Origin of the sequence: Arthrobacter sp. NPDC056691, assembly GCF_042791415.1 — a bacterium.
Taxonomy (GTDB): Bacteria; Actinomycetota; Actinomycetes; order Actinomycetales; family Micrococcaceae; genus Arthrobacter.
The window spans coordinates 21,573-36,178 of record NZ_JBHTXX010000001.1 but is presented as its reverse complement, the minus strand read 5'-3'; the positions used below and the strand labels follow the sequence as shown (position 1 = coordinate 36,178).

15 protein-coding genes are annotated in these 14,606 nt (G+C 67.5%); 7 read left to right on the top strand and 8 right to left on the bottom strand.

Annotation, left to right across the window (positions count from 1 at the left end; genetic code table 11):
• Positions 1-126 precede the first annotated feature (126 nt).
• From ACFRAU_RS00165 to ACFRAU_RS00150, 4 genes are all read right to left on the bottom strand, one after another.
• Positions 127-447 carry a putative quinol monooxygenase gene (locus ACFRAU_RS00165; protein ID WP_377993827.1) on the bottom strand — a complete coding sequence of 107 codons (321 nt, stop codon included), beginning with the start codon at positions 445-447 and terminating at the stop codon, positions 127-129.
• Positions 448-518: 71 nt separating this feature from the next.
• Complete coding sequence (locus ACFRAU_RS00160; RefSeq protein WP_377993826.1) at positions 519-1,574, bottom strand: zinc-dependent alcohol dehydrogenase family protein; 1,056 nt, start codon at positions 1,572-1,574, stop codon at positions 519-521.
• A gap of 105 nt (positions 1,575-1,679) precedes the next feature.
• Positions 1,680-2,306 carry a response regulator gene (locus ACFRAU_RS00155; RefSeq protein ID WP_377993825.1) on the bottom strand — a complete coding sequence of 209 codons (627 nt, stop codon included), beginning with the start codon at positions 2,304-2,306 and terminating at the stop codon, positions 1,680-1,682.
• On the bottom strand, positions 2,303-3,514 hold the full coding sequence (locus tag ACFRAU_RS00150; protein WP_377993824.1) for a sensor histidine kinase: 1,212 nt from the start codon (positions 3,512-3,514) through the stop codon (positions 2,303-2,305). The genes ACFRAU_RS00155 and ACFRAU_RS00150 overlap by 4 nt, the downstream gene beginning before the upstream one ends.
• A 246-nt stretch (positions 3,515-3,760) precedes the next feature.
• On the opposite strand from ACFRAU_RS00150, the gene ACFRAU_RS00145 reads away from it, so the two are divergent.
• A complete protein-coding gene (locus ACFRAU_RS00145; RefSeq protein ID WP_377993823.1) occupies positions 3,761-4,372 on the top strand; it encodes a heme-binding protein in 612 nt (203 codons plus the stop codon).
• 94 nt (positions 4,373-4,466) lie between these two features.
• Positions 4,467-5,189 carry an ankyrin repeat domain-containing protein gene (locus ACFRAU_RS00140; RefSeq protein ID WP_377998568.1) on the top strand — a complete coding sequence of 241 codons (723 nt, stop codon included), beginning with the start codon at positions 4,467-4,469 and terminating at the stop codon, positions 5,187-5,189.
• 65 nt (positions 5,190-5,254) lie between these two features.
• On the opposite strand, the gene ACFRAU_RS00135 is transcribed toward ACFRAU_RS00140, so the two are convergent.
• Together ACFRAU_RS00135 and ACFRAU_RS00130 are read right to left on the bottom strand one after the other, a co-directional pair.
• Entirely contained in the window at positions 5,255-5,932 is a 678-nt protein-coding gene (locus ACFRAU_RS00135) for a 3-oxoacid CoA-transferase subunit B (protein ID WP_377998283.1), read from the bottom strand.
• Positions 5,933-6,048: 116 nt separating this feature from the next.
• On the bottom strand, positions 6,049-6,768 hold the full coding sequence (locus tag ACFRAU_RS00130; protein WP_377998282.1) for a CoA transferase subunit A: 720 nt from the start codon (positions 6,766-6,768) through the stop codon (positions 6,049-6,051).
• Positions 6,769-6,944: 176 nt separating this feature from the next.
• On the opposite strand from ACFRAU_RS00130, the gene ACFRAU_RS00125 reads away from it, so the two are divergent.
• Together ACFRAU_RS00125 and ACFRAU_RS00120 are read left to right on the top strand one after the other, a co-directional pair.
• Positions 6,945-7,739, top strand: coding sequence for an IclR family transcriptional regulator (locus tag ACFRAU_RS00125; protein ID WP_377998281.1), 795 nt, complete (start codon positions 6,945-6,947; stop codon positions 7,737-7,739).
• Positions 7,740-7,830: 91 nt separating this feature from the next.
• Positions 7,831-8,745: an NADP-dependent oxidoreductase gene (locus ACFRAU_RS00120; protein ID WP_377998280.1), complete on the top strand. Its 915-nt coding sequence runs from the start codon at positions 7,831-7,833 to the stop codon at positions 8,743-8,745.
• Between the two features lie 25 nt (positions 8,746-8,770).
• Here ACFRAU_RS00120 and nadE read toward each other — a convergent pair whose 3' ends face one another.
• Together nadE and ACFRAU_RS00110 are read right to left on the bottom strand one after the other, a co-directional pair.
• Positions 8,771-9,625, bottom strand: coding sequence for an ammonia-dependent NAD(+) synthetase (nadE, locus tag ACFRAU_RS00115; protein ID WP_377998279.1), 855 nt, complete (start codon positions 9,623-9,625; stop codon positions 8,771-8,773).
• Positions 9,626-9,766: 141 nt separating this feature from the next.
• A complete protein-coding gene (locus ACFRAU_RS00110; protein ID WP_377998278.1) occupies positions 9,767-10,783 on the bottom strand; it encodes a LacI family DNA-binding transcriptional regulator in 1,017 nt (338 codons plus the stop codon).
• Between the two features lie 197 nt (positions 10,784-10,980).
• On the opposite strand from ACFRAU_RS00110, the gene ACFRAU_RS00105 reads away from it, so the two are divergent.
• From ACFRAU_RS00105 to ACFRAU_RS00095, 3 genes are all read left to right on the top strand, one after another.
• Entirely contained in the window at positions 10,981-11,826 is an 846-nt protein-coding gene (locus tag ACFRAU_RS00105; RefSeq protein ID WP_377998276.1) for a sugar phosphate isomerase/epimerase family protein, read from the top strand.
• Positions 11,823-12,833: a Gfo/Idh/MocA family protein gene (locus ACFRAU_RS00100; protein ID WP_377998275.1), complete on the top strand. Its 1,011-nt coding sequence runs from the start codon at positions 11,823-11,825 to the stop codon at positions 12,831-12,833. The genes ACFRAU_RS00105 and ACFRAU_RS00100 overlap by 4 nt, the downstream gene beginning before the upstream one ends.
• 246 nt (positions 12,834-13,079) lie before the next feature.
• On the top strand, positions 13,080-14,603 hold the full coding sequence (locus ACFRAU_RS00095; RefSeq protein ID WP_377998273.1) for an ABC transporter substrate-binding protein: 1,524 nt from the start codon (positions 13,080-13,082) through the stop codon (positions 14,601-14,603).
• The last annotated feature ends 3 nt before the right edge of the window (positions 14,604-14,606 follow it).

Genomic DNA, 14,606 nt, shown 5'->3' with positions numbered 1-14,606 from the left:
ACTGTTGTCCGCTGTCTCCAACCTATGGGCCATCCGCCGGGCGTGCAATACCTGCCGTCATCAGGAGTCCCACCTGTAACGGGAGATTTTGTCCCCAAACGTCACTTGGAGGCGCCGTTTCCTGCCCTAGGGTGTGGTCTCCGGCTCCTGTCCGGTGTCCTCCCACATCACGTCGAGATTGCGGAAAACCGGCGGACCGTCACACAGCGCCGCCATCTTCGCGGCGAAGTCGGACGTTTCAGGCCGGTTGGAATTCTCCATCGCCGACTCGTAGGAGTCGAACTCCACGATGGTGAAGTACGTGCCGGGCCGGTCCCGGTCAGCGGTGGCGCTGATGCGGCGGAACGTCGGCGCGCTGGTTCCCTCGGTTCTCGACGGGCGGCCGAGGGCTTCGACCTCTTCGATGCGTGAGGTCTGGAATTCGATGATCTGCACAAACCCGGCCATGACGGCTCCTCAACGGCGGTGGTGTCTGATGCGGATCACGGTAGCCCCCGTGCCGGGCCTGCGCAACCGTTCTACGGCGTCAGGAGCACCTTGATGGCCCGGCGCTCGTCCATCGCGCGATAGGCTTCCGGTGCCTCCTCGAGCGGCATCTCGACGTCGAACACCCGCCCCGGATTGATGGCGCCGGAGAGCACGTCCTTGAGCAGCTCGGGAATGTACGTGCGGGCAGGAGCCATTCCGCCGGACACGGTGATGTTCTTGTCGAACAGGTAGCGCAGCGGGATCTCCGCTCCGCCTGTGGGGACCCCGACGAAGCCCAGGGCGCCGCCGGGACGGACGGAATGCAGTGCCTGCTCCATGGACTCCTTGGTTCCCACGCACTCAAGCACCGAGTCGGCCAGCACTCCGCCGAGCAATTCGCGGACCTTGGCGACGCCGTCGTCCCCGCGCTCCTCCACAATGTCCGTTGCACCGAATTCTCGCGCGATGGCCTGCCGGTCGGCGTGGCGGGACATCGCGATGATGCGCTCGGCGCCGAGCCGCTTGGCCGCCAGGACGCCGCAGAGCCCCACCGCGCCGTCGCCCACCACCACAACGGTCCGGCCGGGGCCCACCTGGGCGCTGACGGCGGCGTGGTGCCCGGTGGCCATGACGTCCGAGAGGGTCAGCAGGCTGTTGCGCAGCTTTGCGTCCGGCTCGCCGACATCCGGCACCTTGACGAGCGTCGATTCAGCGAGCGGGACGCGCACAGCCTGGCCCTGGCCGCCGTCGACGGCGAATCCCGCGTCGTCCTTTCCGCCCCAGCCGGCGAGGTGGTCGCAGGCGACGGTGACGCCGTTGAGGCACTGCGGGCACTGTCCGCAGCTGACCACGAAGGGGGCGATGACAAAGTCGCCCGCCTGAAGCGAAGAAACGGAAGAGCCTGTGCTTTCCACGACGCCGACGAATTCGTGGCCGATGGCGGAGGCATGGCGGACCGGCTTCACGCCACGGTACGGCCACAGGTCCGAGCCGCAGACGCAGGCGGCCGTCACGCGGACCACGGCGTCCGTGGGGAGCTGGACGGCCGGGTAGTCGCGGTCCTCCACCCTGATGTCTCCGGGTCCGTGGATGATGGTGGCGCGCATGGCTGCTCCTCTCGAAAGGGCGGGGCTGGACGGGATCGAGTCTAGTCCCGGGGACGGCCGCCGCCGTCCTGACCCTGTTTCGCTCTGGAATCGCCCCGGCTGCTGTTAGCGCATCCCCTCGCGGCGGATGGCGGTGGCAATGGCCGCGGCCCGGGTCTCCACGCCCAGCTTGGCGTAGATGTGGGCGAGGTGGGTCTTGACGGTGGCCTCGGAGATGAACAGCCGCTGCCCCAGCTCCCTGTTGCTGAGCCCCTCGGTGAGGAGACTCAGCAACTCGGCCTCCCGCGGGGTCAGGACCTCGTCAGGATTGCGCAGCTGCTGGAACAGCCGGGAGGCCACCGGCGGGCTCATGACGCTTTTGCCCTGGACGGCGCCGCGGACGGCAGCGAAGATCTCCTCCGGTGCGGCGTCCTTCAGGAGGTAGCCCATCGCCCCGGCATCCACGGCACGGACAATGTCGGCGTCGGAATCGTAGGTGGTGAACACCAGCACGGCCTGTCTGCGGTTGCGCTCGCGGAGCTTCCTGATGGCCTCGATCCCGTCCATGCCCGGGCCCATCGCCAGGTCCATCACCACCACGTCGGGGGAGTGTCCCTCCACGGCAGCCAGGGCTTCCTCGCCGGAGGTCGCCTCGGCAACCACCTCGATGTCCGGCTGCGTACCCAGCAGGGCCTTCAGCCCGCTGCGGACCACGAGGTGGTCATCCACGAGGAGCACGGTGATGGCGCTCATCCTTCCCCCTTCACTGGCAGATGCTTTGCTGGCAGCTGCGCCGCCACAACAGTTCCCTCGCCCGGGGCGCTTTCCACCGAGAAGGCGCCGCCCAGCTGCTCCACCCGCTGCCGCATCGCCCGCAGGCCGTATCCTCCGGCGTCCGACGGCGGTGCTACCGCCGCCGGATCAAAGCCCGTGCCGTCGTCGTAAATGTCCAGCGTGACCGCCTCCGGCAGGAAGCCCAGGGTGATGGTGGTGGTGCTGGCAGAGGCATGAAGTTTGACGTTCGCGGCGGCGCTTTGCACCACCCTGAGGAGTGCATGGCGGACCTCGGCGGCAACTGCCCGCGGTTCGCCGGTGACCAGCAGCCTGGCGTCCGGCACGTACTGCGAGGCGGCCTGCAGCAGGGCGTCCGGCAGCGGCGAGGCGTCGAGGCCGGGCGAGGCCAGCTCGTGAACCAGGCTGCGCGTGTCGGAGAGGTTCCGGCGCAGTAGTTCGCTGGCGTGCCGAAGATCCTGCCGGGACGCCGGCTCCGGCCAGGCACGGTTTGCGGCCTCGAGCAGGAGCAGGCTGCTGGCGAGGCCCTGGGTCACGGTGTCGTGGATCTCCCGGGAGACACGCTCGCGCTCCGCGATGGTGCCGGCGCGGCGCTCGCTGGCGGCCAGCTGACCCTGGGCGAGCGACACTTCGTGGTGCAGGCGCCGCTGCTCGGCGGCGTCGTGCTCAATGCGGTCGTAGATCAGGGTCAGCAGGACACCCACGGCCAGCGGTCCCAGAAGCATGGCCAGATCGCTGCCGTCGCTGAGCCGGAACAGTCCGGCGGCGGTGGCTGCCGCCGTCGCCCCCGCCGCCGCGTAGGCGACCGCCCCGGTGAAGGAGATACGGCACAGGAAGAACAGGGCAAACGAGCACCAGGCGAAACTGGGCGCGGAAACCACCAGCACGGCCCAGACGGCCACGAGGATGAACATCCACAAGGCCCAGGGACGCCCTCGCTGGGCGAGGACGGCGATGACCGTGTAGAGGGCGCAGGCGGCAGCCGCCAGCGCAAGCACCAGCAGGTTGTCCTGGGCGCTGTGCCGCATCACATAGCGCACCACCGAGGCGACCATGAGCACGGCGAAGCCCAGGTGGACCGCGGCGTCGATCCGTCCCAGCCGGCTGGCGGGAACCGGGCCGGTGCGTGCGGGAGGAAGTTCCGGTGCGGCGGTGGGGGCTGAAGACATGGCGGGTCCGGTTCCGGTGGATGGCGTGCTACGAACCATGCTATTGCCCGTGCCCTTGCTGGTCTCTCAGCCTTTTGGCTGATACCGCCAGCCAGAAGGACCAGCCAGCCCCAACTGATGGCCTGATGCGCCCCCGCCGGCGCAGGTCCACCATGGAAAGGTAGCCGTTTGGCTGCGCCCGCAGTCACCGCATCCCGGACCCGACAACAACACCGGCCGCTCGCCGCCCACCGAAGGAGAACCACCGTGAAGAAGTCCCAGAAGATTTTTGCCGCCGCGGCAGCCGGAGCGCTCGTCATCACCGCCGGTGCCACCGCCGTCGCCAATGCCGGGTCAGGGTCTTCCCCCGCGGCGGCTTCCGTGCAGCCCGCGTCAGCCGCGGTGCAGCCGGCGGCAGCCCAGGCAGCCGTGCCCGCCGCTGATGTCCAGCCGGGTACGGACAACGTCGTCGCCCAGAACCGGATCACCGTGGGCGCCTCGGCGAAGGCGGTGGGCGCCGCGCTCGCCAAGTGCCAGGCCGACAAGCTGCCGTTCGTCACGGTTGCCCTGGTGGACCGGTTCGGCACCGTGCAGGCACTCCTTCGCGGCGACAACGCCGCTGAGCACACCATCGAATCCGCCAAGCAGAAGGCGTACACCGCCGCGGCGTTCGGAAGCCCCACCAGCGAACTTGCCAAGCGCATTACCGGCAACGGCCCGAGCATCGCTGACCTTCCCGGCACCCTCTTCCTCCCGGGCGGCGTCCCGCTGAAAGTGAACGGCGTTTCCGTGGCGGGCATCGGCGTGGGCGGTGCCCCCGACGGCAAGCTGGATGAAGCCTGCGCCGAGGCCGGCGCCGCCGTGATCGCCGCCAAGTAGGGTGCCGGCTGTGGTCGGGTGCGGTCCCGACGGCGTGCACAGGGAACAGCGCGACGGCGGCCGGCAGGCTGCCGCTCTTCCGCTCGCGGGGCTGATGGTGCTGGTGGCGTCCCTGCTGGCGGGGTGCGCTTCCGGCACCCCGTCGGCGGGCGGCCCGGCCCCGGCCAGTTCCGGCCCGGCCAGTTCTGGCCAGGTCAGTTCTAGCCAGGGCGCCTCGGCGACGGAAAGCCCGACGGCGGGGGACGGCTTCGGAGCTAGCGGCACCATGCGGCCGCCGTCGTCCGCTCCCGCCGCAACGCGTCCCTCCCTGTCCCCGACGGAGCAGCGGAAGCTGGACCAGCGGCTGGTCCTGGCCGCGAAGGCCAATGACTCGGCACTCGTGGCGCAGCTGATCCGCGGCGGCGGCGACGTGAACGCCAAGGACGCCATCCAGGATTCGGCCTTCCTGTACGCCGGTGCCGAGGGCTTCAACGAGATTCTGCGGCTGACCCTCGCCAACGGTGCGGACGTCAGGAGCACCAACCGTTTCGGCGGCACTGCCCTGATCCCGGCCAGCGAGCACGGGCATGTGGAGACCGTGCGCATCCTCATTGCTGCCGGAGTCCCCGTCAACCATGTGAACAAGCTCGGCTGGACCGCGATGCAGGAAGCCATTCTTCTGAACAACGGAGGGCCGAGGCAGCAGGACGTGGTCCGGCAGCTGCTCGATGCCGGCGCCGACCCCGACATCCGCGACCCGCAGGGCAGGACGGCCTTGCAGAACGCCGAGCGGCTCGGGTTTGCTGAGATCGCCCGGCTGATCCGCGGACGGGGCTGACCCGGACTGGCCCAGGTTTGGGCCGCAGGCAGCCGCCGGTCACGTCTCCGTGGCGGCGCAGCCTGTCAAAGCTGGGCCGGTTCGGCTAGCAGCCCCGCGGCCACGGAGAAGTCGGCGTCCGTCGTCTCCCGGATCTCATCTACCGTGATGCCGGGGGCGAGGCGGGTGAGCATGAGCTGCCGACCGCCGTCGTTCTTCCTTGGGAGGTCGAAGACGGCGAGGTCGCTGATGATCCGGTCCACGACGCTCATGCCGGTCAGGGGCAGGGTGCAGTGGGGAACGATCTTCGCTGAGCCGTCCTTGGCGTTGTGTTCGGTGAGGACAACGACGCGCGGTGTGCCGGCGACGAGGTCCATGGCGCCGCCCATGCCCTTGACCATCTTGCCGGGGATGGTCCAGTTGGCGAGGTCGCCGGTGCCGGAGACCTGCATGGCGCCGAGGATCGCGACTTTCACGTGCCCGCCGCGGATCATGCCGAAGGACGTGGCGGAGTCGAAGATGCTGCCGCCGGGCAGGATGGTGACGGTCTGCTTGCCGGCGTTGATGAGGTCGGCGTCTTCCTCGCCCTCGTAGGGAAAGGGGCCCATGCCGAGCAGCCCGTTCTCGCTCTGCAGCACGACGCGGACGCCGTCGGGCAGGTTGTTGGCCACCAGCGTCGGGATGCCGATGCCAAGGTTGACGTAGTCGCCGTCGTTCAGTTCTTCGGCCGCGATGGCAGCCATTTCGTTCCGGGTCCAGGCCACGGGGTCTCCTTGGGTCAAAAAGGTCAGGTCAAAAACGGGGCTTAAGTGTTCGTTCGCGCCGGGTGGGGCGCTGGGGAGGGGGGCTGCAGGTGCTTGCTCAGGCTGCAGGTGCGGGCTCAGGCAGGCACTGCAGCTTCAGTGCGGGAGCGGACCGTGCGCTGTTCGATGTCCTTGACCCTGTTGCTTGCCCGGACCAGGTGCTGCACGTAGACGCCCGGCGTGACGATGTGGTTCGGGTCCAGCGCACCCGGTTCGACGATGAGCTCCGCTTCTGCAACGGTGACGGTGCCCGCGGTGGCCACCACCGGGTTGAAATTCCGGGCGGTATGGCGGTAGAGCAGGTTGCCGTCCGTGTCGGCGGTGTGGGCGTGCACCAGTGCGACGTCGGCCCGGATGGCGCGTTCCCGGACGTACGTTTCGCCGTCGAACACCTCATGCGGCTTGCCTTCGGCCACCAGGGTGCCCACCCCGGTTTTGGTGTAAAAGGCCGGGATGCCGGCGCCGCCGGCGCGCAGCCGCTCAGCCAGGGTGCCCTGCGGGGTGAACTCCACCTCGAGGACGCCGGCGAGGTACTGCTCGGCGAACAGCTTGTTTTCGCCGACGTACGACGCGATCACCTTGCGGACCTGGCCGGCCTCGATCAGGATGCCCAGGCCCTTGCCGTCCACTCCCATGTTGTTCGACACCACGGTCAAATCCCGGACGCCGGAATCGCGGACGGCCTCGATGAGGTCGGCCGGAATCCCGCTCAGGCCGAACCCGCCCACAGCCAGGGTGATTCCGTCCCGGAGGACATCGTGCAGGGCCTCGGCGGCACTGGATTTCAGTTTGGACATCGCATCTCCTCGTTGAGCTGTGCCGCAGTCCACTTTATGGACGCTGATTCTGACTGTGGAGCGTAAGCGGCCTCTTGTGGCAGTGTCAAGGACTGTTTGTCGGGTACTGAACGGGCTTTTACACTGTGGACGATAGGCTGATAAGTGTCCACAATATGGATAAATGAGGAGTAATTGTGAATCAGTCACCGGTCCAGGGCGCACAGGTCGTGAGCCGTATCGCGGGCCTCCTGCGCATCGTCGGACGCAAGCCGGAGGGGAGCCCGCTCGTGGAGCTGGTGCGGGACTCGGGGCTGACCCGTCCTACTGTGCACCGCCTCCTGACATCGCTCGCGGCCGAGGGGCTCCTGGACCACGACCCCCTGAGCGGGAACTGGGTGCTCGGCCCCGAGGCCCTGCTGATGGGCTCGGTGGCCGCGGCGCGTTTCCCACTGGAGGACCTGGCGAGGCCGAGTCTTCGCCGGCTCGCCGAGGAAACGGGCGAGAGTGCCTTCTTCTCGATCCGGCGGGGCGGCGAGACCGTGTGCCTGCTGCGCGAAGAGGGCAGCTTTCCCGTCCGCTCCTTCGTGCTTCACGAGGGTGTCCGGTTTCCGCTGGGCGTGGCATCGGCCGGAACGGCGATCATGGCGTTCCTGCCTGAGGAAGAGCAGGAGCAGATCCTGGGGGACTGGGTTGCCCACGCCGGCAAGTACGCCAACGGGCACCCGAAAGACGTGGTCCGGAACAACCTGCACCAGAGCCGCCGGCTGGGCTACTCGGTGAACCCGGGCCTGGTGCTGGAAGGCAGCTGGGGGATGGGCGCGGCGGTCTTCGACCAGGCCGGCCGGCCGTCGTGGGCTCTGTCCCTGACCGGAATCGAACCACGTTTCCGAGAGGACCGGCGCGAACTGCTGGGGCGGCTCCTGCTGGAGGAGGCCCATCGGCTCACTGTACGGCTCGGTGCCGGCGGCCAGCGCAGGCGGCAGAACTAAAAACTGTTGTGATGCCTGCCGGGCGTGCCTACCCTTGCAGAAGAGTCCTTCCCCTTGGAGAAGCCTGGACAGCATCGAAGGAGCCAGAGCCATGAGCACGCGGGTCTACTTTGAGGAATACGGCGATCCGCAGGTCCTGAAGGTGGGTCCGGAGAATCTGGCCGAGCCGGGTGACGGCCTGGTGCGGGTGGAGTTCCGGGCGGTCAGCGTCAACCCCGTGGACTGGAAGCTCGTGGCCGGGTACCTGAAAAAGTGGGTTCCCCTGGCCTTTCCGGCCGTGCCCGGCAGCGAGGCGGCCGGCGTCGTCACCGCCGTCGGGCCCGCCTTTGAGGGCTTTGTGGTGGGTGACGAGGTCATCTGGAACGGACGTCTGGGCGGCTACCGGACGGAAGCCGTGGTGCCGGCCGACCAGCTGACCCCGTTGCCGGCAGGCGTGGACTTCGAGCAGGCGGCATGCATCCCGGTGGCGGGGGGCACTGCGTACTCGGCCCTGAAGCAGCTCACGGTGGGCGCCGGGGACACGGTACTGATCCATGGCGCCGCCGGCGGGGTTGGCTCGGCGGCGGTCCAGATCGCGCAGGCCTTCGGCGCACGGGTGATCGGCACGGCGTCGGAGGCCAACCAGGAGTACCTCAGCGAGCTGGGCGCAGAACCCGTGACGTACGGCCCCGGGCTTGCGGACAGGGTGCGCTCCCTGGCCGATGCAGCAGGCACGGTCACCGCCGTCCTGGACACTGTGGGGAGCGAGGATTCCTTGGCGGCAACAGCCGAACTGCTCCAGGGGGCCGGCCGGGCGGTGACCACCGTTCCGGGCGAGCGGTCATCCGCGGCCGGGCTGGCGGCCGTCCACCAGCTCGAGGGCCGGGTAGCGGAAGTGGGGACGCTCGCCGCCGATGGGCAGATCACCTTCACTATCGCGCACCGGATGCCGCTGATCGAGGCCGCCGACGCGCTGGCAATCAGCCGCGTCGGCCACGGCCGGGGAAAGATCCTGCTGCTGCCCTAGCCCCGGCCGCCCGCGGATACCCGCGTCAGAGTCCTGCCCTGGCCTCTTCCGGGCCCTCGTGCTTCCACCAGGTGTCGAAGATGCTGACCGGAACGGTGCGCTTGTGCCGGGTCCGCAGGTATTTCTGCTCGATCAGCTCTGCTGCGCTGTCGCCGACGTCGCGGCCCTCGAGGTAATCGTCGATCTGGTCGTAGCTCAGGCCCAGTTCGTCCTCGTCGGTGCGGCCGGGCCGGTCGTCCAGGAGGTCGGCGGTGGGGACCTTCTTCCACACCCGCTCGGGGGCACCGAGGTGCTCCAGCAGGGCCCGGTTCTGCCGCTTGTTGAGGCCGAACAGCGGCAGGATGTCGGCCCCGCCGTCGCCGAACTTGGTGAAGAACCCGGTAACGGATTCAGCGCCGTGGTCGGTGCCGATCACCAGGTAGTTGTGCTCACCGGCCAGGGCGTACTGGGCGATCATGCGCGTGCGGGCCTTGGTGTTGCCCTTGTGGAAGTCGGAGATCCCGTTGCCGACAGTCTTTTCGAACTCGTCCTCGAAGCCGTCCACGGCCGCGGAAATGTTGAAGGTCCATTCCTTGGAGGCCTTGATGAAGTCCAGGGCAGCCTGGGCGTCCTCCTCGTCGTGCTGGACGCCGTAGGGGAGGCGGACCGCCACGAACTGCGCGTCCGTGCCCTCGGCCCGCAGTTCCTCGACCGCCAGCTGCGCGAGTCGCCCGGCGAGCGACGAATCGAGGCCGCCGGAGATGCCCAGGACAAAGCCCCTGGTGCCGGTGGCCTTGAGGTATTCCTTCAGGAAAGTGACGCGTTTGCGCACCTCCTCTGCGGGATCGATCTGGGGCTGGACGCCCATTTCTTCGATGATCTTGGCTTGGAGTGTGCGCATGAGACTCAGCCTAGTCAGCGCGATCCGCGAGGCTCAACTGTTTCCGCCGGAGCGCCGGAGCGCCGCGGCGCCTGAGCGCCGGGGCGCCGGGGCGGCGGAGCCACGGGGCGGCGGAGCCACGGCCGGCTGCCCGGCCGGCGGCTATGCCGGTGCCGGGCCGGTGGAGCCACGGACCGTCAGATGCGTTGGCATGACGGAGCGGCTGCGCGTGCCGCCGCCGGCGAGCGGGTTCAGCTGGGCGAGCAGCATGGATACCGCGACGCGGCCGGCCTGCTCGATAGGGGAGGCCATGGTGGACAGCGGCGGGTTGCAGAAGTCGGCGCCGAAGATGTCGTCGCAGCCCACAATGCTCATATCCTGCGGCACGCTGAGGCCGCGTTCGCGCAGGCGCTGAAGCATGCCGATGGCGATGAGGTCGTTGAAGACGATGCACGCAGTCACGCCGCTGTGCACAGCGGCATCCGCGGCTGCGGCGCCGGACTGCGTCTTGGGTGCGAAAGGCCCGAGCCTGCGCACCTCCACGCCGCGCTCCTCAGCAGCTTCGGACAGCGTGGCCCACCGCCGGGTGCTGGACTGCGAGGTTGTAGGTCCGGCGATGTAAGCGACCCTGCGGTGGCCCAGCGAGATGAGGTGGTCCAAAGCCTGCAGGGTGGCGGCAGGCGTGTCGATGATGACGGCGGGAACCCCCGGAACGTCGCGGTTGATGGTGACCAGGGGAATCTTCGCGGCTGCGGCAAGGAGTGCGTCGTCGCTGAGGCGGGAAGCCGTCACCACCACGCCGTCGGCGCTTTTGCGCAACTGCTCCAGGGTGCTGGCCTCGACCTCGTCCGACTCCTCGGTGTCCACGAGCAGCTGTGTGTAGCCGGCCGCCTTCAGCTGCAGCTGCGTGCCGCGGATGAGGTCGAAGTAGAAGGGGTTGGTGATGTCAGGGACCATGACGCCCACGGCACCGGTGCGGCCGGAGCTGAGTGCCTTGGCCTGCGAGTTCGGCGTGTAGTTGAGTTCGACGGCGGCGGCCTGGATCCGCTGCCGGGTGCGGACGTTGACGCGGTCCGGATTGGTCAGGGCCCGTGACACTGTTGACGCGGCGACGCCGCACAAAGCGGCGATGTCATGGATCGTGGCAGGCCGGTCTGCTGCCACTGGTTGCGTCGCCATGGGCGTTCCTCTCTGAACGTCGGATCTCCGACTGTGACCGCTGCCACAGCTTGAAACAAGAATGGCATATTTGCCATCCTATGGCAATCGGTTGTCAAAAGATGCCATACTCGCTAGACTCGTGGGCAAGACATTTCTGTGAACTGCATCACCGCGCCCTGCGGCAGGAAATGCGCCGGGACTACCAAGGAGATTTCGTGACTCAACCCAATGCTGTGTGGAGCCTGTCCGGTTTCGGCGACGAAGTAGACCCCGATCCCGCCATTCAGGCCGCGGTGCTGCTGGCCCTCGGCGCCAGCCACATCGAAGTCCGCAGTGCGTGGGGTACCAACGTGTCAGAGCTGGACCAGGGCGCCGTGGAGCGGCTCAAGGCCATTTTGGATGAGAAGGGCCTCAAGGTATCCGCCGTCGCCAGCCCCATCGGCAAGGTGGACGCCAGCCTGCCCGTGGAGCATGAGGTCGCCCGGCTCCGCCAGATCATTTCGGTAGCCAAGGGCCTGGACGCCAGGTATGTGCGCATCTTCTCCTTTTACCGTGCGGAGGGGCAGAGCCAGGAAGATATCCGCGCTGCCGTGATGGAACGCATGGCGGCCCTGGCGGGGGAGGCCGCGGCCGCGGGCATCGTCCTGCTCCACGAAAATGAAAAGGGCATTTACGGCGATACCCCGGAGCGGGTCCTGGACATCATGGAGACCGTCGACTCGCCGGCCCTGCGCATTGCGTGGGACAACGCCAACTTCGTCCAGGTGGGCGTCAAGCCCTACACCGAGGGCTACGCCATGCTGCGTCCCTACCTCGAGTACTTCCAGGTCAAGGACGCCATGGCCGCCACCGGTGAAGTGGTCCCCGCCGGCGAAGGCGACGGGGAACTGGACGCCACCATCGCCGCACTCAAAGCCGACGGCTTTGCCGGCTTTGCCTCGCTGGAGCCGCACCTGGCCAGCGCCCACGAGCTGGGCGGATTCTCCGGGCCGGTGGCCTTCGGCATCGCGGCCCGCGCCTTTGCCGGCCTCGCCGCAAAGAACGGAATAAAACTCTCTTGAGCACCACGGCAGCAGTCATCGGCTGCGGTGACGTATCGAGCGTCCATTTCGGCGCGCTTGCGTCCATGGACGACGCCCGGCTGGTGGCCGTCTGCGACGCCGACCCCGGCCGGTTGGAGGCGGCGGTAGCCGCCCATGGCGTACCGGGGTACGCGAACCACCTGGACCTGCTCGAGAAGGTGAGGCCCGACGTCGTACATGTCTGTACACCGCACCACCTCCACGCGTCGATAGCGGCAGACTGCCTTGAGCGCGGTATCAACGTGATCGTCGAGAAGCCGCTTGCGCATACGCAGGAGGCGGGCCGGCGGCTGATCGAGGCGGCCGAACGCAGCCCGGCGAAGATCGCGGTCTGCTTCCAGAACCGCTACAACGCGACGTCGCAAGCCATGCGAAGGATGCTCGACGACGGCCGGCTGGGCCAGGTGCTCGGCGCCTCGGCCACCGTGATGTGGCACCGCTCCGGCGACTACTACCGCGACCGCCCGTGGCGCGGCACCTGGGCTGAAGGCGGCGGCGGCCTGATGATGAACCAGGCCATCCACACTGTTGACCTGCTGCAGTGGCTGGTGGGCGATGTGGCCAAGGTGGAAGGACGGGCAGCAACGCGCTCGCTGGGCGGCGTGATCGAGGTGGAGGACACGGCCGAATTCGCCGCAGAGCATGAGAGCGGTGCCCGAAGCGTCTTCTACGCAACGCTGGCCAACGCCGTCAACGCCCCGGTCACGCTGGACATCATCACGGAGGCAGCCACGCTCAGCCTGCGCGGCGACCTCACGGTCAGCTACGCCGACGGCTCGGTGGAGGTTATCCCTGAGCGGGTGCTCGAAACCGGGGGGCGCTCGTATTGGGGTGTCTCCCATGAGCTGCTTATCAAGGACTTCTACGCCACGCTGGATGACCCGGCGCCGTTCTGGATCAGTCCGGCGGAAGCAGCGAAGTCGCTCCGGATCGTCAAGGAGATCTACGCCCAGAGCTACCCGGAGCTGTCTGAGCGCGTCGGCTGAGCCTTGCCCCGGCGTCGTCGCGAAAGTGGCCGGAAACCGTTGCCGGTTTCCGGCCGTTTTCGTGCCCGACGCAACGGCCGCCGGTGCCCTGGCGGCCGGCTTGGCAACAATTCTCGAAACTTTTGACAATCGGTTGCCAAGATCGAATAGAGTCCGTACTGTAAATCCCACACCCCAGATATGTGGTGCACACCACACCTCTTCGCTCTGACTTACCTCAGACCAAAGACTCAGTAGGAGCCGACAATGAAGTTAGGTCCCAAGGCGGCAGCAGCCGCCCTCGTACTCAGTGCCTCGCTGGCACTCACCGCATGTGGCGGAGGTGCCGGTGCGGGCTCAAGCGCCGGCACCGCGACGGCGCTGACCATCGGCACCATCCAGGACGTGCGCTCCTGGGACCCGGCGCAGGCCCATGTGGGACACGTCCTCCAGCCCTACCAGGCCGTTTACGACACACTGATCCTGCGCCAGCCGGACGGCAAGCTCAGCCCGATGCTGGCCACAGAGTGGAAGTACAACAACACCAACACCAAGCTCACCGTGGACCTGCGGACGGACGTCACGTTCAGTGACGGCGCAAAGTTCGACGCCGAGGCTGCCAAAGCCAACATGGACCACTTCAGGACGGCCAACGGCCCTCAGATGGCCCAGCTTGCCTCCGTCAAGGACGTGAGCGTGGTGGACGCCGACACCATCGACATCAACCTCAGCACCCCGGACCCGGCGTTGGAGTACTTCCTGAGCCAGGCCGCCGGACTGATGGGCAGCCCCAAGGCGCTCGGCACCGAGGGCATCAAGACCGAACCGGTCGGCTCCGGCCCCTACGTCATGGACAAGGCGGCGTCGGTCAAGGATTCCCAGACGGTATTCACTGCCCGCAAGGACTACTGGAACAAGGATCTGCAGAAGTACCAGAAGCTGACGTTCAAGATCCTCACCGACCTGACCGCCCGCACCAACGCACTTGTCTCGGGCCAGGTGGACGCAACCATCCTGGACCCCAAGAACGGCAAGCAGGCTGAAGGCGCCAAAATGAAACTTGCTGCCAACGAGGTTGACTGGCAGGGACTGCTCCTCCTGGACCGCGACGGCGCCAAGAACCCGGCGCTGGCCAACGTAAAGGTCCGCCAGGCCATCAACTACGCCTTCGACCGCAAGACCATCCTCGACCAGGTCATGCTCGGCCAGGGCACCCCGACATCCCAGCCGTTCGGCAAGGCCAGCGGAGCCTGGACCGAAGAGCTGGAGAACTACTACAGCTACGATCCGGCCAAGGCCAAGCAGCTTCTCAAGGAAGCTGGCTACGAAAACGGCGTCACCCTGGAAATCCCCGGCGTCCCCGGCTTTGAAACCCAGATTTCCGTGATCCAGCAGCAGCTGGCGGACGTGGGCATCACCCTCAAAGTGGGCGCCGCGCTGACCAACACGTTCACGTCCGACGTCGCCGCGCAGAAGTTCACCACCATGTACTTCTCCCTCTTCCAGGGCGAGCCGACGGTCGCCGTCAACCAGATTGTTTCCACCAAGGCGCTGTACAACCCGTTCAAGAACACCACGCCCGAGCTGCAGGCCAAGATCGACGCTGTCCAGAAGGGCGGCGCAGAGGCAGGCAAGCTGGCCCAGGAAGTGAACAAGTATGTGGTGGAGCAGGCATGGTTCGCACCGCTGTTCCGCGTGAACCAGATGTACTACCACAACTCCAAGGTGAACGTCACGCCGCAGATCCAGCAGGCCGTTCCGTCCATCTATAACTACTCACCCGCCAAGTAGGAC